Annotated in this window: 26 protein-coding genes; 22 read left to right on the top strand and 4 right to left on the bottom strand. The window is 50.1% G+C overall.

Features of this window, described 5'->3' with window-relative positions:
* Nucleotides 1-52: 52 nt before the first annotated feature.
* Nucleotides 53-628 carry a flavin reductase family protein gene (locus tag LK536_RS41965; RefSeq protein ID WP_227794469.1) on the bottom strand — a complete coding sequence of 192 codons (576 nt, stop codon included), beginning with the start codon at nucleotides 626-628 and terminating at the stop codon, nucleotides 53-55.
* A 289-nt stretch (nucleotides 629-917) separates the two neighbouring features.
* Between LK536_RS41965 and LK536_RS41970 the strand changes: the two genes are divergently transcribed.
* From LK536_RS41970 to rpsR, 8 genes are all read left to right on the top strand, one after another.
* Nucleotides 918-1,829 (top strand): DUF2156 domain-containing protein, encoded by a 912-nt coding sequence (locus LK536_RS41970; RefSeq protein ID WP_008724426.1) that lies wholly within the window; start codon nucleotides 918-920, stop codon nucleotides 1,827-1,829.
* An 8-nt stretch (nucleotides 1,830-1,837) separates the two neighbouring features.
* Nucleotides 1,838-3,043, top strand: a complete 1,206-nt coding sequence (locus LK536_RS41975; RefSeq protein ID WP_235712027.1) for a GNAT family N-acetyltransferase — start codon at nucleotides 1,838-1,840, stop codon at nucleotides 3,041-3,043.
* 74 nt (nucleotides 3,044-3,117) lie between these two features.
* Complete coding sequence (locus LK536_RS41980; RefSeq protein ID WP_120056587.1) at nucleotides 3,118-3,849, top strand: NAD-dependent protein deacylase; 732 nt, start codon at nucleotides 3,118-3,120, stop codon at nucleotides 3,847-3,849.
* Nucleotides 3,850-3,935: 86 nt separating this feature from the next.
* The gene (locus LK536_RS41985) at nucleotides 3,936-4,940 is read left to right on the top strand and encodes an aldo/keto reductase (protein WP_008724432.1); all 1,005 of its coding nucleotides are present in this window, start codon (nucleotides 3,936-3,938) and stop codon (nucleotides 4,938-4,940) included.
* A 28-nt stretch (nucleotides 4,941-4,968) separates the two neighbouring features.
* The gene (locus tag LK536_RS41990) at nucleotides 4,969-5,163 is read left to right on the top strand and encodes a DUF951 domain-containing protein (protein WP_120056588.1); all 195 of its coding nucleotides are present in this window, start codon (nucleotides 4,969-4,971) and stop codon (nucleotides 5,161-5,163) included.
* Nucleotides 5,164-5,360: 197 nt separating this feature from the next.
* Nucleotides 5,361-5,648 carry a 30S ribosomal protein S6 gene (gene rpsF, locus LK536_RS41995; protein WP_008724436.1) on the top strand — a complete coding sequence of 96 codons (288 nt, stop codon included), beginning with the start codon at nucleotides 5,361-5,363 and terminating at the stop codon, nucleotides 5,646-5,648.
* A 48-nt stretch (nucleotides 5,649-5,696) separates the two neighbouring features.
* Nucleotides 5,697-6,158 carry a single-stranded DNA-binding protein gene (locus LK536_RS42000; RefSeq protein ID WP_008724437.1) on the top strand — a complete coding sequence of 154 codons (462 nt, stop codon included), beginning with the start codon at nucleotides 5,697-5,699 and terminating at the stop codon, nucleotides 6,156-6,158.
* A 38-nt stretch (nucleotides 6,159-6,196) separates the two neighbouring features.
* Nucleotides 6,197-6,466 (top strand): 30S ribosomal protein S18, encoded by a 270-nt coding sequence (gene rpsR, locus LK536_RS42005; protein ID WP_002568382.1) that lies wholly within the window; start codon nucleotides 6,197-6,199, stop codon nucleotides 6,464-6,466.
* Between the two features lie 97 nt (nucleotides 6,467-6,563).
* Here the strand turns inward: rpsR and LK536_RS42010 are convergent, their stop codons facing one another.
* Complete coding sequence (locus tag LK536_RS42010; RefSeq protein WP_506092140.1) at nucleotides 6,564-7,307, bottom strand: UTRA domain-containing protein; 744 nt, start codon at nucleotides 7,305-7,307, stop codon at nucleotides 6,564-6,566.
* Nucleotides 7,308-7,566: 259 nt separating this feature from the next.
* Between LK536_RS42010 and LK536_RS42015 the strand changes: the two genes are divergently transcribed.
* The 11 genes from LK536_RS42015 (at nucleotide 7,567) to LK536_RS42065 (ending at nucleotide 18,020) form a co-directional block, all read left to right on the top strand.
* Nucleotides 7,567-8,511: a carbohydrate kinase family protein gene (locus LK536_RS42015; RefSeq protein ID WP_227794467.1), complete on the top strand. Its 945-nt coding sequence runs from the start codon at nucleotides 7,567-7,569 to the stop codon at nucleotides 8,509-8,511.
* A gap of 10 nt (nucleotides 8,512-8,521) precedes the next feature.
* A complete protein-coding gene (locus LK536_RS42020) occupies nucleotides 8,522-9,385 on the top strand; it encodes an amidohydrolase family protein (RefSeq protein ID WP_008724451.1) in 864 nt (287 codons plus the stop codon).
* Complete coding sequence (locus LK536_RS42025; RefSeq protein WP_025484091.1) at nucleotides 9,373-9,804, top strand: secondary thiamine-phosphate synthase enzyme YjbQ; 432 nt, start codon at nucleotides 9,373-9,375, stop codon at nucleotides 9,802-9,804. The genes LK536_RS42020 and LK536_RS42025 overlap by 13 nt, the downstream gene beginning before the upstream one ends.
* Before the next feature lie 18 nt (nucleotides 9,805-9,822).
* On the top strand, nucleotides 9,823-11,361 hold the full coding sequence (locus LK536_RS42030; protein ID WP_025484090.1) for an ATP-binding cassette domain-containing protein: 1,539 nt from the start codon (nucleotides 9,823-9,825) through the stop codon (nucleotides 11,359-11,361).
* A gap of 3 nt (nucleotides 11,362-11,364) precedes the next feature.
* Nucleotides 11,365-12,531 carry a multiple monosaccharide ABC transporter permease gene (gene mmsB / locus LK536_RS42035; protein ID WP_008724457.1) on the top strand — a complete coding sequence of 389 codons (1,167 nt, stop codon included), beginning with the start codon at nucleotides 11,365-11,367 and terminating at the stop codon, nucleotides 12,529-12,531.
* A 12-nt stretch (nucleotides 12,532-12,543) separates the two neighbouring features.
* Nucleotides 12,544-13,617 (top strand): substrate-binding domain-containing protein, encoded by a 1,074-nt coding sequence (locus LK536_RS42040; RefSeq protein WP_008724459.1) that lies wholly within the window; start codon nucleotides 12,544-12,546, stop codon nucleotides 13,615-13,617.
* Between the two features lie 15 nt (nucleotides 13,618-13,632).
* On the top strand, nucleotides 13,633-14,463 hold the full coding sequence (locus LK536_RS42045; protein WP_227794466.1) for a sugar phosphate isomerase/epimerase family protein: 831 nt from the start codon (nucleotides 13,633-13,635) through the stop codon (nucleotides 14,461-14,463).
* 14 nt (nucleotides 14,464-14,477) lie between these two features.
* Nucleotides 14,478-14,714: a hypothetical protein gene (locus tag LK536_RS42050; protein ID WP_008724463.1), complete on the top strand. Its 237-nt coding sequence runs from the start codon at nucleotides 14,478-14,480 to the stop codon at nucleotides 14,712-14,714.
* 101 nt (nucleotides 14,715-14,815) lie between these two features.
* Complete coding sequence (locus LK536_RS42055; protein ID WP_227794465.1) at nucleotides 14,816-15,829, top strand: SIS domain-containing protein; 1,014 nt, start codon at nucleotides 14,816-14,818, stop codon at nucleotides 15,827-15,829.
* 106 nt (nucleotides 15,830-15,935) lie between these two features.
* Nucleotides 15,936-16,745: a Cof-type HAD-IIB family hydrolase gene (locus tag LK536_RS42060; protein WP_227794464.1), complete on the top strand. Its 810-nt coding sequence runs from the start codon at nucleotides 15,936-15,938 to the stop codon at nucleotides 16,743-16,745.
* Between the two features lie 309 nt (nucleotides 16,746-17,054).
* Nucleotides 17,055-18,020, top strand: coding sequence for a uroporphyrinogen decarboxylase family protein (locus LK536_RS42065; RefSeq protein ID WP_025484084.1), 966 nt, complete (start codon nucleotides 17,055-17,057; stop codon nucleotides 18,018-18,020).
* A gap of 183 nt (nucleotides 18,021-18,203) precedes the next feature.
* On the opposite strand, the gene pepT is transcribed toward LK536_RS42065, so the two are convergent.
* Nucleotides 18,204-19,427, bottom strand: coding sequence for a peptidase T (gene pepT, locus LK536_RS42070; RefSeq protein ID WP_227794463.1), 1,224 nt, complete (start codon nucleotides 19,425-19,427; stop codon nucleotides 18,204-18,206).
* A 181-nt stretch (nucleotides 19,428-19,608) separates the two neighbouring features.
* The gene (locus LK536_RS42075; protein WP_227794462.1) at nucleotides 19,609-20,106 is read right to left on the bottom strand and encodes an L-2-amino-thiazoline-4-carboxylic acid hydrolase; all 498 of its coding nucleotides are present in this window, start codon (nucleotides 20,104-20,106) and stop codon (nucleotides 19,609-19,611) included.
* A 314-nt stretch (nucleotides 20,107-20,420) separates the two neighbouring features.
* On the opposite strand from LK536_RS42075, the gene LK536_RS42080 reads away from it, so the two are divergent.
* Genes LK536_RS42080 through LK536_RS42090 form a run of 3 tightly spaced genes read left to right on the top strand, consistent with a single transcriptional unit; the run spans nucleotide 20,421 to nucleotide 23,983 of the window.
* A complete protein-coding gene (locus tag LK536_RS42080; RefSeq protein WP_008724476.1) occupies nucleotides 20,421-21,374 on the top strand; it encodes an ABC transporter permease in 954 nt (317 codons plus the stop codon).
* Nucleotides 21,375-21,385: 11 nt separating this feature from the next.
* Nucleotides 21,386-22,267, top strand: coding sequence for an ABC transporter permease (locus tag LK536_RS42085; RefSeq protein WP_008724478.1), 882 nt, complete (start codon nucleotides 21,386-21,388; stop codon nucleotides 22,265-22,267).
* Between the two features lie 51 nt (nucleotides 22,268-22,318).
* Entirely contained in the window at nucleotides 22,319-23,983 is a 1,665-nt protein-coding gene (locus LK536_RS42090) for an ABC transporter substrate-binding protein (protein WP_008724480.1), read from the top strand.
* Nucleotides 23,984-23,988 lie beyond the last annotated feature (5 nt).

Genomic DNA, 23,988 nt, shown 5'->3' on the forward strand with positions numbered 1-23,988 from the left:
ACCGCTGCATGTGTAAAAGGGGAAGATGGTTGGGGGAGGTGGGGTCATGCGTTCAGTATTTTTTCATGAGGCTGGCGCCGCTGTTCCAGGCCTGGCCGACTTTTTCGCCGATGGCATAGTAGCCATTTTGAAATTGGTCAAATACGAATGCGTTCAGCTTTTTGGGGTCAACCTTGCCTTTTTCATTGAGTACATGCGCTTCCGCCAGTACGCCGACAATCCTGCCTATGACGTGGAAGCCGTAGGCTTCATTTTTATATTCGACTACTTCACATTCAAGGGTTAGGGGAAATTCGTCGATGATGGGCGCGTTGACTTTTTGGCTTTTCACCGCAGTGAGGCCGCTGCGCTCAAATTTGTCCTCCATTTTGTTGCCGGTGGCAATGCCGAAGAAATCGGCTGCTTCCAGATGGTCCACGTCTGCAATGCTCAGTGTAAAAGCGTTTGTTTTCTTGATGTTCGCGGATGTTTTATGGTCCTCGCTGATATTGAGTGAGACCATATCTTCAGCGCAGATACCTCCCCAGGCCATGTTCATCACGTCTACCTTGCCGTCGTCACCATAGGTGGCTATCATAAGTACCGGCATCGGGAATAAATAGGGATTTACCGCAAGTTCTTTTTTCATGAATTGTACCTCCGTATTGTTTTGGTATTGATTTGGGTGTTTTTATGAACGTTTCCTTTACTGGATATTATAGTTGACGCAGAAACGGTTAACAAGTACACACATTAAAGATAGATACTTACTTATAGGGGAGCGCAGGAGCGGATGGTTTGAAATTAAGAAGGCGATGGGGACTTTTTGTGGCTGCTTAAGTTTGATAGCTGGATCATGCCAATCTTAAAAAAACTGTTTTAGTATTGGAAATTATGGTATACTAACAACAGTCGTACGAATAAAGAGAGGTAATTTTATGAAGCTTGATTTTAAGCCCGTGGTGGCTGGGGATATAGAAAGGCTGAAGCCTTTTTATGGCCTGAGGCCCAATAAAGCATGTGACAGTGTGTTTTTGGATTGTTTTTTATGGAAGGACTATTATCATGTGGAATGTACGGTCAGTGAGGACAGGGCGGCTTTGTGGCTGATGGAGAGGGATGGACAGGTTTCCACTGCCATGCCCATGTGCAGGGAGGAAGACCTGCCCTATTTTTTCCACCAGCTGGAGGAGTATTTCGCAGAAGTGCTCCATAAGCCGTTTTTTATTGCACTGGCTGATGAGGAGGCGGTGCAATATCTGGGGCTGGACCCGAAGGAGTATGAGGTGGAGGAGCAGGTGGATTTAAAGGATTACCTGTATGACGGGGAGGCCATGCGCACCCTGTCAGGGAAGAAACTCCATAAGAAAAAGAACCATCTGAATGCCTTTATGAGGGAGTATGAGGGGCGGTATGAGTATAGAAGGCTCTGCTGTTCGGACAGGCATGAGGTCTGGGAATTCATGGAGCGCTGGAGGCAGAAGAAAGCGGATGCCGATGCCCTGGAGGATTCCCTGGAATATGAGGTGGCGGGTATCCATGAGATACTGAAGAACTGCTCCAGCCTGTGCGTGCGCATGGCGGCTGTGTATGTGGACGGACAGATGGAGGCATTTACCATTGGAAGCCTGAATGAACGGGAGAATATGGCGGTCATTCATATTGAGAAGGCAAATCCGGATATCAAGGGCCTGTACCAGTTCATTAACCAGCAGTTCCTGGTCAATGAGTTCCCGGATGTGGCCCTGGTGAACCGTGAGGATGATGTGGGGATGGAAGGGCTCAGGAAGGCTAAGATGAGTTACAATCCCATTGGATTTGCAAGAAAATATATGGTGAGGAAACGATGATCCGTTATTTGAACAGAGATGAGTATGGAAAATGCATCCCGCTGTGGAAGGAAGCTTTTCCTGAGGACTCAGAGGCATTTTTGGATTACTATTTTGGGAAGAAGATTTTGGACAGCCAGGTGATTGTCAAGGAGGATGAAGGCGGGAAAATGCTGACCATGGCGCACCTGAACCCTTATAAGGTAAGGGTCAGGGACAGGATGTATGTCCTGCCCTATATCGTGGGTGTGGCAACCGCTTCAGACAGCCGCCATCAGGGCCATATGAGGGATGTTCTGGTGACAATGCTTCAGGACATGCATGAGGCGCATACGCCCTTCTGCTACCTGATGCCGGCTTCCCCGGATATCTACAGGCCCTTTGGGTTTGTATATGTCTTTGACCAGCCGATGTGGACGCTGCGGGAGGATGCGGCGGCAGGGGTGCGGGCCATTGGGCTGCGCCTGGATGCGGCGGCGGATGAGGCCGGGGAAGAGGAGGCATATGTGGCTGCGGCGGAGGTGCAGGCAGAGGCCTCGGGTGTAGCTATGGTGGAGATGCAGCTAAAGGCACCAGGCAGGATGAATCTGTCTGACTGGATGAACCGCTGGCTTGGGGGGCGTTTCCAGGTATATGCAGAGCGTGACAGCGCATATCTTCAGATGCTTCAGGCAGAGCTTGACAGTGAAGACGGACAGGTGTATGGATACCTGGATGGGCAGGGGGAACTGGCTGCCCTGAAGGCGGTCTGGGGTAAAGAAAAGCAGGAACAGAGGTTCCTTTATTGTGACAGGGATGAGTGGATTCAGGCGCCGGAGGACCTTCCGGCTGCTAAACCTGCAATCATGGCACGTATCACGGATGTGGCGGCTATGGCGGAAGTCATTTCCGTGAATGAAGATTGTCCCTGCCCAAGGATGGAGGTTATGATAAGAATCAGGGACCGCCTGGTGGATGGCAATCACGGACTTTGGCGGTGGAGGCTGGGGACGGATGGTTCCAGGCTTGGGCGGATAGAGGGAATCGGGACCGTGGAAGGCTTTGGGATTGCGGAAGGCGGCAGTGATGCACTGGTATCCACAGAGGTTCTGGAACTTACGGTTGAGCAAATGACGGCCTGGCTGTTGGGATACCGTCCGCTGGATGAAATCATGGAGGCGGATAGCGGGGAGATTCCTTACTGGTGGCGGTATGTACAGCCGCTGAAAGGCGTTTTCCTGGATGAGGTTGTATAGCAGGGCTTCTATATAGCATAAGCTTGTATGATGGCATAAGCTTTTATCATAGCATAAGGAGGGGGAAGTAAGTTATGGATGAAAAATGGCAGCAGCTTAAGGATTGGATTGATGGCAGCAGCAATATCGTATTTTTCGGTGGCGCAGGGGTGTCAACGGAAAGCGGTATCCCTGACTTCAGAAGCGTGGACGGGCTTTATAACCAGCAGTATAAGTATCCGCCTGAGACTATCATCAGCCACAGCTTCTATGTCAGGTATCCCGAGGAATTTTTCCGTTTCTATAAAGACAGGATGCTGTTTACGGATGCCAGGCCCAATGCGGCCCATAAGGCCCTGGCGCATCTGGAGGGGCAGGGGAAGCTTAAGGCTGTGATTACGCAGAATATTGACGGACTTCACCAGATGGCGGGAAGCCGGGAGGTCCTGGAGCTTCACGGCTCCGTACATAGGAATTACTGCACAAGATGCGGGGAGTTTTATGATTTGGATTATGTGGTGAAGTGTGACGGCGTGCCTCACTGCAGCTGCGGAGGTGTCATTAAGCCGGATGTGGTGCTGTATGAGGAAGGACTGGACAACCGGACCTTACAGAAGGCTGTAACATACATCCGGAATGCCGATGTGCTTATTATCGGCGGCACATCACTGGTTGTGTATCCGGCGGCCGGGCTGATTGATTATTACCGCGGAAATAAACTGGTACTGATTAACAAAGGTGCTACTTCCCGTGACTCCCAGGCGGATCTGGTCATCAGTGACCGGATTGGGGAAGTGCTGGGAACCGTGACAGGGGTGGACGGTTAAAAAGGATTGGGGGCAGCGTGACAATCTTTTTTGGTTTTATATAGGGAATAAATCGGGAAAAGAAAAAAGAGAAAGGAAGTATACATATGTATAAGGCAGCAGAAAACAGATATGAGGCCATGGAATATAAGCGTAGCGGAAGAAGCGGGGTACTTCTCCCCAGGATATCCCTGGGGCTGTGGCAGAATTTTGGGCTGGAAAAACCATTGGATGAACAGAAGGAGATTCTGTTCAGGGCATTTGATATGGGCATCACGCATTTTGACCTGGCGAATAATTACGGTCATCCGGCCAATGGGATGGCGGAGGAGAATTTCGGCGCTATCCTGAAGTCGGACCTGGGCCGGTACAGGGATGAGATGTTCATTTCCACCAAGGCAGGTTATGATTTCCTGCCAGGACCTTATGGGGATTGGGGTTCCAGGAAATATCTGATGGCAAGTCTGGATTCCAGTTTAAAGCGGATGGGGCTTGATTATGTGGATGTATTTTACCATCACCGCCCAGATCCGGAGACGCCTCTGGAGGAAACCATGGGCGCGCTGTCTGATGCGGTCAGGCAGGGAAAGGCTTTGTATGTAGGCATTTCCAATTATAAAAAGGAGGAAGCGGAGAAGGCAATCAAGATCCTGCGTGACAACCACACCCCATGCCTGCTGCACCAGCCACGTTACAACATGCTGGACCGGTGGGTGGAAGACGGGCTTCTTGGGCTTTTGGACCGGGAAGGGGTAGGATGCATCTGCTTCAGCCCCCTGGCCCAGGGCGCGCTGACCAATAAGTACCTGCACGGTATTCCACAGGGTTCCAGGGCCTCCAGGGAAGGCACCAGCATAAGCGGGAATTACCTGACAGAGGAGAAGCTGGCGGGAATCCGGGAACTGGACTGCATCGCAAAGGAAAGGAACCAGACCCTGGCCCAGATGGCGCTGGCCTGGATCCTTCGGCGTCCTGAGGTCACAAGCGTACTGGTGGGGGCAAGCAGCTGCCGCCAGTTAGAGGATAATGTGGCAGCCTTAAAGAATACGGTATTTGGGCAGGAGGAACTGGCACGTATTGAGCAGATTTTAGCCGGTATACAGATAAAATAATAAATATGGAAGCCGGAGAAGTGAGACAATGGAAAAGCTGAATTACGAAGTGGGAGATGTTGTAAAGTTAAAAAAGCCCCATCCGTGCGGCAGCAGTGAATGGGAAATCCTCCGCGTGGGCGCGGATTTCCGTCTGAAATGCATGGGCTGCGGACACCAGATCATGGTTGCCCGCAGGCTGGTGGAGAAGAACACCAGGGGACTGACTAAGAAAACCATATGAATGTATGGCAAAACCGGATGTCCAATCGGATACGAATCGGATATTTTACAAACGAGGATTGAAGAAAAAGTTGAAGAAAAACAAAAAACTCCTTGCATTTGTCCCAAGAGTTTGGTAAAATAATACTCCGTGACATATCATATCCTTGCTCCTGTTACTGAAAGCAGGGGCCAGAGACCACAAGGAGGTAAAGCAAGATGAACAAGTATGAATTAACCGTTGTTCTGAATGTGAAGCTTGAAGACGATCAGCGTGCAGCAGCACTGGAAAAGGTGAAAGGTTACATCACACGTTTCGGTGGCACCGTGACCAACGTAGATGAATGGGGTAAGAAGAGACTTGCATATGAGATCCAGAAGATGCATGAAGCTTTCTACTACTTCATCCAGTTTGAGTCCGATTCTGTATGCCCGAATGAAGTTGAAGCACACATTCGTATTATGGAACCAGTGATTAGATACTTATGCGTTAGGGTAGACGCATAAGATATACCCAACCCGCTTTTGCGGGGAAGAAAAAGGAAGAGTGACCGTATGAACAGAGTGATCCTAATGGGAAGATTAACAAGAGACCCGGAAGTCAGATATTCACAGGGAGAGCGTTCCATGGCTATTGCCAGGTATACCCTTGCTGTAGACAGAAGAGGACGCAGAGGCCAGGATGGCGGGGAGCAGACAGCGGATTTCATCAACTGCGTGGCATTTGACCGTGCAGGGGAATTTGCAGAGAAGTATTTCCGTCAGGGCATGCGTGTGCTTGTATCCGGCAGACTTCAGACAGGAAGCTATGTGAATAAAGAAGGTCAGAAAGTATACACCACCGAGGTCATCCTTGATGACCAGGAATTCGCAGACAGTAAGGGCGCAGCATCTGACATGGGCGGCGGCTATGGGCAGTCAGCACCATCTCAGAGACCGGCTCCTACCAGTGCGATTGGTGATGGGTTTATGAACATTCCGGATGGAGTGGAGGACGAAGGGCTTCCATTTAACTAGGATGTTCCATGGTTGAATAATAAAGGAGGACAACACCAATGGCATTTAATAAAACAGATAGACCAGATGGCGCTAAGATGAGAAGACCAGGCGGAATGCGCAGAAGAAAAAAAGTTTGTGTATTCTGTGGCGATAAGAACGGCACAATTGATTACAAGGATGTTAACAAGTTAAAGAGATACGTATCCGAGAGAGGTAAAATCCTTCCCCGTCGTATCACCGGCAACTGTGCAAAGCATCAGAGGGCACTGACTGTAGCTATTAAGCGTGCACGTCATATTGCTCTTATGCCATATACCTGTGATTAATTTATATTAACAGCAGATTCAGAGGACTTCATGCAGGGATGTATGAAGTCCTTTTTTTGACCTTCTGTTTATCTTCATAGGGAACCGGCACAACACCCTATAAATAAAAAACCATATCCTGCGTATTATACAGCTGTTTTGCCACAAACAGAGGGGTATCAAACCCGCCTGACTGGAAATCCCTGAACAGCAGCAGGGAGGAGCCGCGTCTGGTTTCCAGCAGTTCTGCCTCATAGGCGGTGGAGGTGGATATCTCCAGCGTCCTTTGGCTGGTATGTACGGATATTCCATGGTTGTTAAAACATTCAAAGATGGAACCTTCCAGATTCTCATGCAGGAGGAAATCATATTTCTTTAAAAAGTGGGATGTCTCAATTACCGTGGGGCGTCTGTCAATAAATCTTAAGCGTACCACTTCTATAATCTGTTCACTTTCATCAATTTTCAGGAAATCACATTCAGCTTTTGTCGCATAGGAGTAACCGGCAGAGAGTACCTGGGAGTGCAGTTCCTTGCCCAGGCGCCTGCAGGACTCGGTAAGTCCTGTGGTATCATTGGCCGACTGAAGCTTTTTCTTTGGAGCCACGAAGGTTCCCTTCCCCTGACTGCGGACTAAAAGCCCGTCCGACACCAATTCCAGGATAGCCCCCCGGACGGTTACCCTGCTGACATTGAAGACCTTCATGAGCAGGAGTTCGGAGGGGAGTTTTTCTCCAGCGGCTATGTTTCCCATGTTAATCTCTTCGGTTATCACATTGGCGACCTGCTTGTACAGAGGAATCATGCTGGTGGGGTCAATGCTGTTTGAATCGAAATTAAACATATGCTTCACCTTAATCATACCAAAATAGTCTTTGGCAAAAATCCTTTCTTAATACATTATAATACAACATAAATCAGCTTTTGGCAAGATGATACGGCGTAAACAAGGCACCCCCTCCTGTATTGTATTAAGATATGTATTAATACAATATAAAACAACATAGTAAAAAGTACTATAAAATAAAAAGATATTTTAATTTTATATTATATATTGACAAATAGTGTATTAGAATGTATTATGACATATGAGGACAATAAACAATGTTGGAGGTGGAACAATGAAGTATGATTTGTTAACAGCCGAATTTCCCATTGTAGAAATCATGCGGAAGGAGAGAGGGGTAACCTTTGAAGAGCCAGCTGATTTTACCGGCCCTTATCCAAGCGGAGATACATGTATTGTTTTAGATGTTGCGTCCAGGCTGGGTTTGAAGTGCTGCTTTTTGGGAACCGCGGGCACGGATGCATTTTCAGACGTGGTGTTAAACCGCCTGAGGCAGGATGGGATTGACCTTTCATATGTAAGGAGGGTGGAAGGAGCATCCACGGCAATTGTTTTTGTAAGATACGGGAAGGATGGGAAACGGGAGTACCTGAATGTAATGGAGCACACTGCATTTTCTGATTTTAATGAAAGCGACATCTGTCTTGAGGCCGTGAAGGAGGCAAGGTGGGTACACTTCAGCGGGGAAGTGCTCAGCATAGCATCCGACGGGGTCAGGCGAAAGGCAATGCTCAGGCTGCTGGAGGCAATACCGGCCGAAAGCAGGGTATGTCTTGACCCTAATTTCGTGGATGACCAGCCGGGCATCATGGATATCATGGAGCCGTTCATAGCCAGGGCCGACCTTATCCTGCCCAGTGAAGGGGAAGCCATGCAGATGATGGGCACGGATACGGACGAGGAGGCATGTAAAGGCCTGGCAGCCAAGGGGAAGACCGTGGTGCTGAAAAGAGGCAGCGGGGGCTGTGATGTCTATACAGAGGAAGGCGTATGCCATATCCCGGCATTCCACATAGAGGAGAAGGATCCAACGGGATGCGGGGATTCATTCTGCGCCGGGTTCATTACAGGTCTTTTGGAGGGACAATGCATCCGGGATGCGGGTACGCTGGCCAATGCGGCAGGCGCGCTCCAGGCCATGCATGTAGGACCTATGGAAGGTGCGTTGCACAGGGAAGAAGTAGATGGGTTCATACGGGATCATAAAGGGGTGGAATAAGGAGGACAATATGGTAATCGATGTACATTATCATCCCGCGTTCATAAAAGAGGTCTGCGGGGATGAGGAATTGGCCGAGAGGCGCAGGAACGATATGGCATATTATAAGACCGGGGTTGCAGAGGTGGAGCGGATTAAGGAACGGATGAAGTCATCCGGGGTGGACCGGTGTTTCCTTCTTCCGCATGATTACTCCACCGTGTCCGGCGACAGGATTTCCAACGAGGAAATGAAGGATCTGGTGGAGCTGGGGGAGGGGATGTTCTATGGATTTGCCTCCGTGGACCCGGAACAGGAGGATGCGGGGGAAAAGCTGGAACATGCGTTCAGGGAACTGAACCTGTCTGGACTGAAGCTCCACCCTTCCAAACAGGGCTTTTATCCCAATGATAAAAAAATGTACGGGCTTTACGATATCTGCGTGAAATATAACAGGCCCATCCTGTTCCATGCAGGCTTCACATGGCAGCCGGGAACATTGGCAAAGTACTCCCATCCCCTGAACTTCGAGGAGGTTGCGCTGGATTTCCCTGAGCTCCGGTTCTGCCTGGCGCATATGGGATTCCCATGGGTGAAGGAGACAGCCATGATGATCCTCAAGTATCCCAATGTATATGCGGATACGTCGGCCCTGTATTTTGACAGCGCCTATGAATTTTACGAGTATCTGTTTAAACAGGAACTGGGATATGGGTGGCTGGACCGCAGCCTGCGCCACAAGGTGATGTTTGGTTCCAATATGCCCAGGTTTGAGGAGATGAGGATGCTGGCGGCTTTAAAAAGACTTGGTTTACGGGAGGAAACCGTGGAACTCATAACAGAGGACAACGCGTTGGTCTTCCTGGGAGAGAGGGAACAGGCATGGTTAGGTTAGAGAAGTTTGTGATCCATACAACAAAATATAATGATTTCATCAATATAACGGACCGGGTGGTGGACCTGGTGGGGCAGTCTGGGATTAAGGACGGGATGGCCCTTGTGATGACGGCCCACACAACAACAGGCATCACTGCCAATGAGGCCCTGGAATGCCTGCAGAGCGATATGAAGGATATGATGTGGAGGCTGGTTCCGGAATATGGGCACTATGCCCACAGCAGGATGCTCCATTCCTACGGCACAACGGCCGGAAACCCAACCGGTCATCTGAGGGCCATGCTCACGGGCAATCACGTGGTTTTCCCGGTATCTGAGGGGAAAATCGTCCGGGGGGATGCCCAGGAAATCTTTTTCTGTGAATTTGACGGGGCCCAGAGCAGGACGGTCTACGTAGAGATAATGGGTGAAGCATGATTGAAAGGAGGCACCTGGATGCCAGAAGATTACATACTCAGGATTGACAAGGTCGTAAAGCGGTTCGGCAATGTGACGGCGCTTAAGAATGTCTCGCTGAATGTAAGACGCGGGGAGATTCACGTACTGTGCGGTGAAAATGGAGCAGGCAAGTCCACCCTCATGAACATCATCAGCGGGGTATATCCGCATGGGACGTATGAGGGGAACTTTTATTACAATGACAGGGAATGCAGGTTCCGCTCCATTGGTGACAGTGAAAAAGAAGGAATCGTAATCATCCACCAGCACCTTGCCCTTATACCGGCCCTTTCCATTGCGGAGAACATCTATCTTGGAAATGAGATAAAAAAGGGCGTGTCCATTGACTGGAACCGGACCAGGCAGGAGGCAGCACGCTTCATGCACATCGTCGGACTCCATGAAAGCCCGGATACCCTGATACAGAACATCGGTGTGGGGAAACAGCAGCTGGTTGAGATCTGCAAGGCCATATCAAAGAATGTGAAGCTGCTTATCCTGGATGAGCCTACGGCTGCCCTGAATGATGAGGAAAGCGACACCCTGCTGAACCTGATACAGGAATTCAAGGAACAGGGCATTACGTCCATCCTGATTTCCCACAAGCTGAGGGAGGTCACAAAGGTCTGTGATGCAATTACCATCATCCGCGACGGGGAAACCATAGAGACACTATACAAAGGGGTGGATGAGATAAGCGAAGCCCGCATCATCAAGGGGATGGTGGGCAGGGAGCTGACCAACCGGTTCCCGGCCAGGGACAGCGCCATTGGCGATGTAAGCCTGGAAATCAGGAACTGGAATGTATATGACCCTGTAATCGCAGGAAAACAGATACTTCACAACATCAACATGTATGTGAGGAAGGGGGAGGTGCTTGGGATTGCAGGGCTGATGGGGGCAGGCAGGACAGAACTGGCCATGAGTGTTTTCGGCAGAAGCTACGGAACGGATATATCGGGGGAACTGCGGATGAATGGGAAACCCATACAGGTCCGCAATGTGCCGGAGGCCATCAGGAACGGGATTGCCTATGTATCAGAAGACCGCCATGTATATGGGATGATACAGGGACAGTCCATTACCAATAACATCACCCTGCCCAGCCTGGGGAACTTTGTGGACAGGGGCACCATTGACAGCAATAAGGAGGTGGTGGTTGCAAATGAATACAGGGAAAAACTGAGTATCAAGTGCTATAACGTGGAACAGGATGTATCCAAGCTTTCAGGCGGGAACCAGCAGAAGGTCATATTCAGCAAATGGGTACTGGCAGGTTCGGACGTGCTGATCCTGGATGAACCTACCCGTGGCATAGACGTGGGGGCGAAATACGAGATATACCAGGTGATGAATGAGATGGTCGGCCAAGGCAAGTCAGTCATACTGATCTCATCCGACATGCCGGAGATACTTGGGATGTGTGACCGCACATACATCATGAATGAAGGGTGTGTGGTCGGTGAACTGGAAGGAAATGAGATTGCTCAGGTCAATATAATGAATGCAATCATGCAGAATAGTAAGGTGGGTTAAGTCATGAAAAATAATAAAAAGATTCCTGCCATCAATTTGAGGCAGTATGGAATGATAATAGCGCTGGTGCTTATCACATTGTTTTTCGGGATCGTAACAGGCGGGGTGCTCTTTAAGCCCATGAACATCAGCAATATATTCATGCAGAACAGTTACATTATCTTTTTGTCAATCGGCATGTTTTTCTGTGTCCTGACAGGTAATGTGGATTTATCGGTAGGTTCGGTAGTGGGTGTTTCCGGGGCACTGCTGGGGTTCATGATTGTGGAACACAGTGTACCGACCCCTGTGGCAGTGGTTGTCACATTGTTATTCGGTTTATTGATCGGCGTGTTCCACGGCTGTTTCATCGCGTTCTTAAATATACCGCCGTTTATTGTAACGCTGGCCGGCATGCTTATCTTCCGGGGCCTGACCATGGTAATCCTGCAGGGACAGTCCCTGTCGCCCTTCAGCAAAAGCTTCCAGTATTTCTCTTCTGGCTTTGTAGGGACGGATATGAAAGCCGGCGGTGTCAATCTCCTGTGCGTCCTGCTGTTTGCAGTGGCAGCGGCAGCCATTATCCTCGCGGAGAAGAACAGGAGGAAAGCAAGGATTAAATACGGGTTCGAGGTATCTTCCACCGGGATCATGGCGGCAAAGCTGGCAGCCGTGCTGCTGGCAGTGGGCGCCATCCTTATGGGACTGGGCATGTACCGTGGGATTCCCTTTATTCTGATCATATTGATTATTGTTGCATTGATTTATACATATATAGCGGATAAGACGCCGGTTGGCCGTCATGTGTACGCGGTCGGGGGGAACTCGGATGCAGCCAGGCTGTCGGGGGTAAAGACTAAGCTCATCATGTTCCTTGTATATGTAAACTGTTCCTTCATGGCTACCATTGCGGGCATTGTGGTTACCAGCCGCCTGAATGTGGCCACCTCCAAGGCCGGGACCTCATACGAGCTGGATGCCATCGCGGCCTGTTACATAGGCGGATGTGCGGCCTCAGGAGGCGCCGGCAGCATCATCGGCGTGATTACAGGTGCCGCGGTCATGGCGGTCCTTAACAACGGTATGTCCATATTGGGGATTGGAACGGATATGCAGCAGGTAATAAAAGGTTTCATTCTTTTACTGGCAGTAACATTTGATATCAGAGCCAAAGCAAAAGGTAAAAATTAAGGAGGAAAAAAGATGAAGAAGACGGTAAGAAGACTGATGGTGACATGTATGGTACTGGGCATGGCGGCAATGGCCCTGGGCGGCTGCAGCAGCTCAAAAAAGAAGGTCATCGGGGTATCCCTCCCAACCCAGGACCTGGCCAGGACACAGAAGGACCAGGAATATCTGACAAAATACCTGACAGAGATGGGCTATGAGGTAAATGTCCAGTTTGGCAAAGGCGATGCCAACATCCAGGCCTCTTCCATTGAAAACATGATTACCAGCGGGGTGGCAGGCCTGATCATATCACCCTTTGACAGCTCTTCCATGACAAAGGTCATAGAGCTTGCCCATGAAAATAATATCCCGGTCATTTCGTATGATTCCCTGTGCCTGAACACGGAATATATCGATTACTACAGCGCAGATGATCTGGAGGGAATCGGGGCCTGCCAGGCCCAGTATATCGTTGACCATCTGGGCGTTGCAGAAGGCAAGGGGCCTTTTAATATTGAGATTGTCGCAGGCGACCCTGCTGACAATAACGCTACCTACTTTTATAAAGGGGCCATGGATGTGCTTTCGCCATATCTGGAGGACGGCAGCCTGGTGGTTCCCAGCGGCCAGATTGAATTTGCAGTCTGCGGCACGCCGGAATGGGACGGCTCCAAGGCCCAGTCCAGGATGGATTCCATTCTGAGCACCTATTATACGGACAAACGTGTGGATGCTGTCCTGACCCAGAATGACGGAATTGCCCTGGGTGCAATCTCTTCCCTTAAATCCGTTGGCTATGGTTCCTCCGACATGCCCCTTCCTATTACCACCGGACAGGACTGTGACATTGCCTCCATCAAGTCCATTCTGGCCGGAGAGCAGACCATGACCGTGTTTAAGGACATCAGCGTGCTGGCAAAAAATGCGGCTGACGTGATTGACAGCCTTGTAAAAGGGGAAGAACCAAAGCTTGAGAATTACACCACATTCAACAATGGGGTAAAGGATGTGAAGGCAACCCTGGTCATACCGAAGGCCCTTGATAAAGATAACTGCGATGAACTGCTTTTTGACAGCGGCTACTATTCAAAGGATATGCTGAAATAAATATCTGGAGGAAATATGGGAAAATTAGGACTGAACCAACTGGCAGCCATGAACATGGTATATAACAGATATTCATTTACATACTTCCTGGATTCGCTGGAGCGGATGGGGGTAAAACAGTTTGAGCTTTGGGCCGGCGCCCCCCATTTCTGTAATTTCATCCAAAGCCTCAGCGATGCGGGTAAACTCAGGAAAGAGGTGGAAGCCAGGGGCCTTAAGATTGTCTGCCTGACCCCGGAGCAGGTGCTGTATCCTCACAATATCGCATCGTCTGATAAGGAACTGAGACAGTTCAGCCTGGAGTATTTTTATAAATACATCGGTCAGACAGCGGAACTGGGTGCGGATAAAATGCTGTGCTGCGCCGGATGGGGAGATTATGACCAGGACAGGGAGGATGCGTGGAAACGTTCCGTGGAAAGCCTGTGGTCCATGGTGGAGCGTGCAAAAAAGGCAGGAATCACGCTGGCCTTTGAGATATTGGGCAGATTTGAGAGTAACCTGGTCAATGACTTTGCGTCCACCAGGCGCATGATGGAGGAAATCCAGGATCCATGTTTTAAGTTATGCCTGGATACGGTTCCCATGCGCACCTGCGGCAGCAGCATATCAGAGTTCTTCCAGGCGTTTCCGGGGCGGATATGCCATTTCCACATGACGGACGGAACCCCTGCGGGCCATGTACCCTGCGGCACAGGGGAGCATCCCATAGGCGCTTACATTGCCGAACTGGAACGGCTGGGATATGACAGGTACATTACCCTGGAAATCGGGGACACGTCCTGCTGTACCAATCCCCATGAGGCCACGGAATCAGGATTCAACTATGTAAAACAGTTTTTATGAAATGAGGCGGTCGGATGAAGCTTAAGAATATAAAAGATGTGGAAGGTTTCTTTCATGTCATTGACCAGTGTACGGGAAGGGTGGAACTTATATCTTCGGAAGGTGACCGGATCAACCTGAAGTCAAGGCTGACCCAGTATATGGCGATGGCGTCCATTCTCAACACGGACTATATCGATGAGCTGGAACTGGTGGTATCCAGCCCGGAAGATATGGAGCGCATTTTACGGTTTTTAGGCGTTGGAATCTAAAAAGCTTAAAAAAGTACTTTACAAAATATATTATATGTTATATTATAACGACATAGGACAATATATAACGAACTATTTCATATTACAGGAGGTAGAAAAACATGTTTAACTTCAATGTTCCACGTTATGAAAAGGTGGTAGGGGATGCAATCGCCTTAAGGCCACAGATTGAGAAAGCAGTGGATGAAATCTGCGCACAGGGCTACACCAATATTTTCTTCATAGGATGCGGCGGAACCTATGCACATTCGCTGCCCATGAAGTACTGGCTGGATACTACGTCGGATATTGATACATACAGCGTGATTGCAGCCGAGTTCATGGCAGCAGGGCATAAGAAGTTCACCAAGGATTCTGTCTGTGTGTTCTCCACCAGAAGCGGGAATACAAAGGAAATCGTGGCAGCGGCAAAGTATTGTAAGGAAGCCGGGGCAAGGACCATGGTGTATGTTTCCAATGACAATACGCCGGTTTGTGAGTATGCGGATTATAAGTTTGCAAGCTTTGCAGAGGATGACTGTCTGTGTGAAGCCATCTATACCTATATGATCATCCTCCTGAGCCGTTTTAAGAAAAACGCAGGGGAATTTGATGACTATGATGAGTTCCTGGGCCAGTATGAGGCGGTTGTCCCATATCTGGTTAAGGCCAAGGAGCAGTACGAGGACAGATGCGCAGCAATGGCAGCGCAGCATAAGGATACGGATTACCACATGGTAATCGGAGCAGGGATGCTCTGGGGGGAAGCCTACGATTATGCAATGTGTATCCTGGAGGAAATGCAGTGGATTAAGACAAAATCCATCCACGCAGCAGAGTATTTCCATGGAACCCTGGAACTGGTGGAGGAAGATACAAGCCTGATCCTGTTCTACGGGGAAGATGAGACAAGGTCCCTTATGGACCGTGTCCTGAACTTCTCCCAGAAGGTCACAAAGGTCATCAATGTATTTGACACCAAGGAGATAGAGCTTCCGTTTACCCAGGCAGTGTACAGGAAGATTGTGTCACCCATGGTAATGTATGCAATCACGGAGCGCTTAAGCTGCCATCTGGAGAAGGAGCGGAACCATCCTCTTACAACCAGGAGATATTACCGCCAGATGGAATATTAATCTTATGAATCAATAGGAATCTGGGGAAATGCCGCCGGATCTGAATGGACAGCAGGAGTCGCCCCGCATCATGTGCGGGGCGACTCCTTTGGGGAAAGGAACAGATATGAAATACAAGCTATTGGTCCTGGATATAGACGGGACACTGACCAATGAAAAGAAGGAGATAACAGGACACACAAAACATACAATCCTGCGCATGCAGAAAGCCGGAGTAAAAGTGGTCCTGGCATCGGGACGGCCTACCTATGGGGTGGTGCCTACGGCAAAGGAACTGGAACTGGAACGGTATGGAGGATTTATCCTGTCCTATAACGGAGGAAGGATTGTGGACTGTTCCACAGGAAAAACCATATATGAAAAGACAATTCCCTACAAGGCCATCAGTGGGATTTACAGCCAGGTCCGCGGCCTGGACGTGGCGCTGATGACATATGAGGGGGATACAATCATTACTGAGAATCCCCGTGACGCGTACGTGGACAAAGAATCATTTATTAATAAAATGAAGGTAAAGGGGGTTGGGAACTTCCTGGAATATGTCACGTTCCCGGTTGTTAAATGCCTGGTGGCAGCTGACGGCGGGTATCTTGCCACGGTTGAGGAGAAGCTGAAGGGATATTTTGGCAGCCAGTTAAGCATCTACCGCTCAGAACCATACTTTCTTGAAATCATGCCAAAGGATATTGACAAGGCTTCTTCCCTGGAACGTCTGCGCCTGCTGCTGGGGCTTGAAAGGGAAGGGATTGCAGCATGCGGGGACGGCCTCAATGACATTTCCATGATACAGTACGCAGGACTGGGGATTGCCATGGCCAATGCCCAGGAGGCAGTGAAGAAGGTGTGTGACTTTGTGACAAAGTCCAATGAAGAGGAAGGCGTGGCCTATGCCATTGACAGGTTCATCCTGAGTTAGGATGTGTCCGGACGCCCGGTGTGCGCGGACCGTCTGAGTATTGTAGGTGAGAAATACGAGCTGGAAGTGAATATGGCCGGCAGGGATAAGAAGTACAGTGAATAGGCGCGGCCTGTTCACTGTATTTGTATATAGTGCATAAAAAACAGACCGTACATGTGTTGAATATGCAGAAATAAATAAAAACCCTTGATAGCTGATAATATCAGTGATATATTAAAGGAAACATCATTATAGGCTGGGCATGCAGATATACCAGAGTGTTTGCTGGCATCCCAAAGACAAACAAGAAGAAAAGGAGATTGAACCATGACCAAGAGAGAACGAGTAATCGCAGCAATCCAGCAGAAGGACATAGACGGGATTCCGTCCGGCTTTTCCCTTCATTTCCCGGAGGATAAAAAGAGGGGGGAGGCTAGTGTGAAGGCCCACCTTGATTTCTTCCGGGACACGGATACGGATATATGCAAGATCATGAATGAGAACCTGATTCCTGTGTTTGGGACAATCCATACCCCGGATGACTACAACAGGCTGATTCCCCGGATGACCATGGAAGATGGGTTCATGAAGGACCAGATGGCGCTGACAAAAGAAATCCTGGCCGGCTGTGACAAGGATGTGTTTACCATGGGAACCCTTCACGGTATCTGCGCGTCCGGCATCCATCCCATTGAGCAGGCCGGGGTCAACTACTTTGCTGCAAGGCAGATGCAGGTGGATTTCCTGCGGTGGGACGAGGAGAAGATGCTGTCCGCCATGCAGCGCATCACGGATGTGCTCTGCGACCTGGCGAGGAGTTACATAGAGGCGGGCCTGGATTCTGTCTATTACGCCTCCTTGGGCGGCGAGGAGTGCTTCTTTACCGATGAGGAATTTGCAAGATGGATCAAGCCTTTTGAAATCCAGGTCATGAAGGCGATTAAGGATGCGGGCGGATACTGCTTCCTGCACATCTGCAAGGATGGCCTGAACATGGAGAGATACAGGGATTATGCCCCTTACGCGGATGTTGTGAACTGGGGTGTATTCGAGGTGCCCTATGACCTGGAAAAAGGCAGGGAGCTTTTTGGCGGCAAGACCCTTATGGGAGGACTTCCCAACCGCCACGGCGTACTGGTGGACGGAAGCGATGCCGGGATAGAGGCAGAAGTGAGGAAGGTCATCTCTGACTTTGGCAGGAAGGGCCTGATCCTGGGCGCCGACTGTACGCTGGCTACTGAGCAGGACCTTAATAAGGTGAGGCTGGCTGCAAGGACGGCACGGAGCTGCTGATATGCTGATAAGGGTTGTTGCAGGGACAGCGCAGGGCTGCTAATCTGCTGATAAGGGTTGTTGCAGGGACAGCGCAGGGCTGCTGATATGCTGATAAGAACTGCGCAGGGACGGTGCAGGGCAGCACATAAGATATGTACAATAAAGGGAGAAAGCGGCGGACCGCTTTCTCCCTTTGACTTCTTAAGCATACAGCTCAACCAGATATTTAAGGATTTCAACCACCTTTTCCATGGACTGTACGGATACAAATTCATGACGTCCATGTCCGTTCTGTCCTCCGGTACAGAGGTTGGGGCAGGGCAGCCCCATGTAGGATAGGCGGGATCCGTCCGTGCCTCCACGGATCGGGTCCACAATGGGCGTGACACCGGCCTTTTCCATGGCGGTGAATACATGGTCAATCATTTCCTGATGGTCTTTTATCTTCTCATACATGTTCAGGTAGCTTTCCGTTATCTGGATTTCCACGGTTCCCTCACCGTATTTCCTGTTCAGGTATTGGGCAGCGTCCTTCATCAATTTCTGGCGTTCCATGTAATGCCCGTAATCGTGGTCCCTGATGATGTACTTCATGGTGGCTGTCTCCGTGCATCCCTCCATGCGGTCCAGGTGGAAGAAACCCTCCCGTCCCTCGGTGCATGCAGGGGTTTCATAAACCGGAAGCAGGTTCTGGTATTCCATGGCCATGAGGATGGCATTCTTAAGCACGCCCTTGGAATAGCCGGTGTGCGCGGTCACGCCGTGGACCGTCACGACTGCTCCGGCGGCATTGAAGTTTTCGTAGGAAAATTCCCCAAGGATCCCGCCGTCCACCGTATATCCGTAGGCAGCGTCCAGTTTCTTCACATCCACATGGTCCGCGCCCCGGCCAATCTCCTCATCCGGGGTGAAAAGGATGCTGATTCCCGGATGGGGATGTTCCGGGTGTTCCATCAGAAACTGTGCCAGGGTCATGATTTCCGCAACCCCTGCCTTGTCGTCCGCGCCCAGCAGGGTGGTGCCGTCCGTGACAATCAGGTCCTGGCCCTTAAACTGTGCCAGGCTGGGATAATCGGAAACCCTGGTGACAATATTCTTTTCCTGGTTGAGGACGATATCCCCTCCATCATAGCCGGCCACAATACGGGGCTTTATATTGGCTCCCGACATGTCCATGGCCGTATCCATATGTGCAATCAGGGCAAGTCCCGGCCTGGTGCACCCGGCAGAGGCCGGGATGTGTGCGTAGACACAGGCGTACTGGTCCATCTCCACATCATGAAGGCCAAGTCCTTTTAACTCGTCCGCCAGGTATGCAGCCAGCTTCAGCTGCTTTTCAGTGGACGGCACCGCTGTGCTGGCGCTGTCGGACTGGGTGTCGAAGCTTACGTACGTTAGAAATCTGTCTTTCACGTTCTGGTTCATGTTATTCCTCCTGTTTTCCGTACTGCATGGAATGCAGCCGGTAAAATCCATTCTGCCGGCACGGTCCCTCCTGTCATCCTGTATGGACACTACCGGTAGGATACCCATATGATACCACTATCATGCGGATAATAAAAGATGCTGCCATATGAAAATGGCAGCATGGCTTGTTGGATCGGTTTTATTTGTGGAAATGCAGATGGCAGCATCCGTCGCCTGCAGCAATGGTCTTGGTGATATCCAGGGTCAGTCCCATCTGGTCGGCAATGCCGCGGTCACCATCCATGGCCATGTCACAGAGCAGCTCCAGTTCCTTGCCCTCGTAGCCCAGCTTCTCCCAGGCCTGTACAAGGGGACATTGACGGAACTCTGCAACCAGGTCGTCATGGGTTGCTTCCAGGACATCAATCTCCATGTTCCTTGCGCCCTGTCCGCTGAAGAACGCCTTGCCGAAATCGGCTGCGCTTTCAGGGTCTTCGCACTGTGGCTTGTACATATTGTCACCGTGGATGTGGCCGCACTTGCGGATTGCTTCACGGCACATCTTCTCGGCGTCAGCGCCCTGCTTTTTGGCCTGGTCATAAAGAAGGGCCATCCAGGTTGCCCTGTGCTCTACGGCACCGCGGCAGGCCATGGTTGCTGGGTCGGTAAATTTAGGTTCGTTGTGTTTGATAGACATTGTAAAATCCTCCTTAAATAAAATCAATGGATATTCTGATTTTATCCAGGCACGCAGGAATAACTGGTACTTATTTAAGCATGTAAAAATAATTTAGTCAATAGTTTTAACGCTTTATTTAATTTTTTGTCGCTTTTTACAATAAAACATCAAAAATATGAGCATTATGACTAAATATTATTAAGAAATACTCGAAACCATTGACATTTTGTCGTCTTGTGATATTATCAGTGATATAACAATGATATTCTTAAAGTTCAGGCACGCAGCTACTATTAAGAAGTATCACGGAAATACGGAGGTCGATAAACAACATGTTTAAGTACACAGTCAAACGTCTGTTGGTAGCGATTCCCACCTTTTTCGGAATAACTGTACTTGTCTATCTGATTTCTGCAATGGCTCCCGGCAGCCCTTTGGAGATGCTCATGGCTGACCCCATGGCAACCAAGGAGAGCATGGAAGCCTTAAAGACGCAGATGGGGTTGAATGACCCGGCGATTATACAGTATTTCCGTTGGCTTGTAGCTATGCTGCAGGGTAATCTGGGAATCTCATACCGGAACAGCCTTCCTGTATTGGGACAGGTACTGGAAAAATTGGGACCCACACTGATACTTACCCTTTCATCCACTGTTTTATCAGTTCTGATTGCAGTACCCCTTGGAATCATGTCAGCGTATAAGCCTTATTCTGCATGGGATTACGCTTCATCCGGCTTTGCCTTTGTGGGAGCATCCACTCCTACCTTCTTCACGGGCCTTGTGATGATTTACGTGTTTGCAGTTAAGCTTCGGGTACTGCCCATGGGAGGAATGTATGATGCCGGAGTACATACAGTAGGTTCGGCAGCCCAACATCTGATCCTGCCCTGTCTGGTCCTGACCATATTTAATATAGGCAGTATACTGAGGCAGACGCGGGGCAGCATGATGGAGGTATTCAGCGAGGACTATATCAGGACGGCAAGGGCCAAAGGCCTTACAGAGCCAAGGGTGGTCATCATCCACGGTCTCAGGAACGCACTGATTCCTGTGGTTACCGTGCTCAGCACCATGATACCGTTCATGTTCGGCGGTGCGGTCGTGGCAGAGCAGGTATTCAGCTGGCCGGGGCTTGGAAGCCTGATGGTGCAGTCCATCAATGCCAGGGATTATCCCATGATCATGGGAATTACCGTAGTGATAGCAGCAGCCGTGCTGATAGGAAATGTCCTTACCGACATCGCCTACAGCCTGCTTGACCCGAAGATAAGAGAGAGCCGTTAGGAGGTAAGAGGATGTCAGGGACAACAGTTATGAAAAAGGACTCGTATTATCGAGACGTGCTCAAAAAATTCACGGCCCACAAGCTGGCCATGATTGGCGTGGCCATCATTGCATTAGAAGTGCTGCTGGTAATATTCCTGCCAATGATACTGAAGCTGGACCCATATACGTCCGATATACTGGCTTTTAGCGCCAAACCCGGCCCGGGGCATTTCCTTGGGACCGATGACACGGGAAGGGATGTGTTTGCAAGACTGGTATTCGGCGGACGGGTATCCCTGCTGGTAGGACTTCTTTCAGCCATCATAAGCCTTTTGATCGGGGTTCCCCTGGGGCTGATTGCAGGATATTACAAGGGTATCTGGGAAACCATCGTCATGAGGGCGGCGGACATCTTCATGTCCTTCCCATCCATGATACTGGTGCTGGTACTGGTGGCTGTGATCGGACCCTCCGTATGGACCGTAACACTGGTAATCGGTGTGCTGGGCTGGACGGATTTTGCAAAGCTCATATACGGCAATGTATTGTCGGTCAGGGAAAAGGAATATGTGGAATCGGCCAAGGCCGTCGGCACCAAGGACCTGCCCCTTTTGTTAAAGTATGTGGTGCCCAACGCATTTGCACCTATACTGATTAACTTTACATTCCGTACGGCGCAGGCCATCATCCAGGAATCCGCGCTTAGTTTCCTGGGCATGGGCGTCCAGCCGCCGCAGGCTTCCTGGGGTAACATCCTGTACGCCGCACAGTCCATCACCGTGCTTTCATCCAGGCCATGGCTCTGGGTACCGCCGGGCATCCTTCTGGTGCTGACGGTTTCCAGCATCAACTTTGTGGGTGATGGAATCAGGGACGCGCTGGATTCTAAGACGAAGATTAAGAAGAAATAATGAAAGATAAATCATCAAAGATAAACCATAAATGATAATAGGAGGAACATTATGAGACGCAATTTTGTAAGAGTAATCGCAGCTTCCCTTGCATCCGCCATGGTGCTTTGTGCATGCGGCGGTTCATCCACAGGGACGGACGGCACAACGGCCAACGCAGGCGGCGGGGCACAGGCGGAGGCGCCAAAGACAGAGGGCGGCAGCAGCACCGGTGAGAAGATTGTCACCATTGCACAGTCCGGGGACTGGGATACCTTCATGGTCATGAACACCACCAACGCAGGCGCTGACAATGTAAATGAATTGATGTTTGACCGTCTGATGACCATCAACACCGACGGTACATTCGAACCCCGCCTGGCTAAATCATGGGAGACCAACGAGGCCCAGGACAAGATTACATATCATCTGTATGAGGATGCCAAGTGGCATGACGGCGAGCCTGTGACTGCCGAGGACGTTGTTTACTCCGCACAGGTTGCTTCTTCTGCTGAATATAACTATCTGCGCCGCATCCGTATGCAGTATTTTGCCGGCACGGATGAGACCGGATGCGAGACATCCACGGACAGCGTTGAGGTTAAGGCTGTGGATGACCACACCGTGGAGTTTACCTTAAAGACACCCATGGATCCCTCCATTGTTTACGCACTGGTGAACCGTGACTTCTTCATCATTCCGAAGCACCTGCTGTCAGGAATCGCTGACGCTGACCTGGTGAACGATCCATTCTGGCAGAAACCGGTAGGTTCCGGCCCATGTATCTTTGACAGCATGGAATCCGGCGTATCCATCGAGTTCCTGGCCAACAAGGATTACTACCTTGGAACACCTGACTTTGACAGGCTGGTATTCAAGAAGGTACAGTCCTCCAACATCCTTTCCGGACTTATGAGCGGCGAGATTGACGCGCTTTCCGGCAATACACAGATTCCGTTAGCTGACTGGGATGCGGCCAACAACACCCCGGGCGTGAAGGCAATGTCTGTCCCGACCTTTGCATACCAGTACATGGCCATGAACACGACCAGGGAATACCTGCCTGAGGAAATCCGCCATGCAATCAGCCTTGCAATCAACCGTCAGGTAATTGTGGAACAGCTCCTTCAGGGACAGGGCCGCGTTGCAATCGGACCCCTTCCGGAAGACCACAAGTACTATAACACCAACCTTAAGGTTGAGTATGATCCTGAGAAGGCCAAGAGCATGGTAGAGGCAGCTGGCTGGGATGCCAACCGCGAACTGGAAGTACTGGTTTCCACCGGTAACGAGGTACGTGAGAAATCCGCTATCTTAATCCAGCAGGATCTTCAGAAGATCGGCATCAAGACCAAAATCCAGACCCTTGACTTCCCAACCCTTCTGACCAATGCACGTAACGGGGACTACGACCTGTGCTTCATCGGTTCCGCTGGTTCCGTTGACCCATCCGAGTCCGTACCAAACGTAACCGCAGGCTACATGAATAACTTTACACAGCTGACCGACCCGACCCTGGGCGAGGTGGGCGAGTCCGGCGCCAAGGAAATCACCTTTGAGGCCCGTAAGGCAGTCTATGACAAGTACCAGGATATCCTGTTCCAGCAGATGCCCATGGCATTCCTGTACTTTACCAATGACCTTTTCGGATACAGCGACAAGCTGGAGAATGTCCGCGTAGGCGCCATTGATTACAATGTAAATAAGAATGTATGGGCTTGGAAGGTTAATAAATAATCTGG

The organism is Clostridium pacaense, assembly GCF_020709765.2.
GTDB lineage: Bacteria > Bacillota > Clostridia > Lachnospirales > Lachnospiraceae > Enterocloster > Enterocloster hominis.

What these genes read in the sequence shown, in the direction of transcription:
- LK536_RS41965 (WP_227794469.1), bottom strand. Translation starts at nt 628, where the DNA reads ATGAAAAAAGAACTTGCGGTAAATCCCTATTTATTCCCGATGCCGGTA.
- LK536_RS41970 (WP_008724426.1), top strand. Translation starts at nt 918, where the DNA reads ATGAAGCTTGATTTTAAGCCCGTGGTGGCTGGGGATATAGAAAGGCTG.
- LK536_RS41980 (WP_120056587.1), top strand. Translation starts at nt 3,118, where the DNA reads ATGGATGAAAAATGGCAGCAGCTTAAGGATTGGATTGATGGCAGCAGC.
- LK536_RS41985 (WP_008724432.1), top strand. Translation starts at nt 3,936, where the DNA reads ATGTATAAGGCAGCAGAAAACAGATATGAGGCCATGGAATATAAGCGT.
- LK536_RS41990 (WP_120056588.1), top strand. Translation starts at nt 4,969, where the DNA reads ATGGAAAAGCTGAATTACGAAGTGGGAGATGTTGTAAAGTTAAAAAAG.
- rpsF (WP_008724436.1), top strand. Translation starts at nt 5,361, where the DNA reads ATGAACAAGTATGAATTAACCGTTGTTCTGAATGTGAAGCTTGAAGAC.
- LK536_RS42000 (WP_008724437.1), top strand. Translation starts at nt 5,697, where the DNA reads ATGAACAGAGTGATCCTAATGGGAAGATTAACAAGAGACCCGGAAGTC.
- rpsR (WP_002568382.1), top strand. Translation starts at nt 6,197, where the DNA reads ATGGCATTTAATAAAACAGATAGACCAGATGGCGCTAAGATGAGAAGA.
- LK536_RS42010 (WP_506092140.1), bottom strand. Translation starts at nt 7,307, where the DNA reads ATGATTAAGGTGAAGCATATGTTTAATTTCGATTCAAACAGCATTGAC.
- LK536_RS42015 (WP_227794467.1), top strand. Translation starts at nt 7,567, where the DNA reads ATGAAGTATGATTTGTTAACAGCCGAATTTCCCATTGTAGAAATCATG.
- LK536_RS42020 (WP_008724451.1), top strand. Translation starts at nt 8,522, where the DNA reads ATGGTAATCGATGTACATTATCATCCCGCGTTCATAAAAGAGGTCTGC.
- LK536_RS42025 (WP_025484091.1), top strand. Translation starts at nt 9,373, where the DNA reads ATGGTTAGGTTAGAGAAGTTTGTGATCCATACAACAAAATATAATGAT.
- LK536_RS42030 (WP_025484090.1), top strand. Translation starts at nt 9,823, where the DNA reads ATGCCAGAAGATTACATACTCAGGATTGACAAGGTCGTAAAGCGGTTC.
- mmsB (WP_008724457.1), top strand. Translation starts at nt 11,365, where the DNA reads ATGAAAAATAATAAAAAGATTCCTGCCATCAATTTGAGGCAGTATGGA.
- LK536_RS42040 (WP_008724459.1), top strand. Translation starts at nt 12,544, where the DNA reads ATGAAGAAGACGGTAAGAAGACTGATGGTGACATGTATGGTACTGGGC.
- LK536_RS42045 (WP_227794466.1), top strand. Translation starts at nt 13,633, where the DNA reads ATGGGAAAATTAGGACTGAACCAACTGGCAGCCATGAACATGGTATAT.
- LK536_RS42050 (WP_008724463.1), top strand. Translation starts at nt 14,478, where the DNA reads ATGAAGCTTAAGAATATAAAAGATGTGGAAGGTTTCTTTCATGTCATT.
- LK536_RS42055 (WP_227794465.1), top strand. Translation starts at nt 14,816, where the DNA reads ATGTTTAACTTCAATGTTCCACGTTATGAAAAGGTGGTAGGGGATGCA.
- LK536_RS42060 (WP_227794464.1), top strand. Translation starts at nt 15,936, where the DNA reads ATGAAATACAAGCTATTGGTCCTGGATATAGACGGGACACTGACCAAT.
- LK536_RS42065 (WP_025484084.1), top strand. Translation starts at nt 17,055, where the DNA reads ATGACCAAGAGAGAACGAGTAATCGCAGCAATCCAGCAGAAGGACATA.
- pepT (WP_227794463.1), bottom strand. Translation starts at nt 19,427, where the DNA reads ATGAACCAGAACGTGAAAGACAGATTTCTAACGTACGTAAGCTTCGAC.
- LK536_RS42075 (WP_227794462.1), bottom strand. Translation starts at nt 20,106, where the DNA reads ATGTCTATCAAACACAACGAACCTAAATTTACCGACCCAGCAACCATG.
- LK536_RS42080 (WP_008724476.1), top strand. Translation starts at nt 20,421, where the DNA reads ATGTTTAAGTACACAGTCAAACGTCTGTTGGTAGCGATTCCCACCTTT.
- LK536_RS42085 (WP_008724478.1), top strand. Translation starts at nt 21,386, where the DNA reads ATGTCAGGGACAACAGTTATGAAAAAGGACTCGTATTATCGAGACGTG.
- LK536_RS42090 (WP_008724480.1), top strand. Translation starts at nt 22,319, where the DNA reads ATGAGACGCAATTTTGTAAGAGTAATCGCAGCTTCCCTTGCATCCGCC.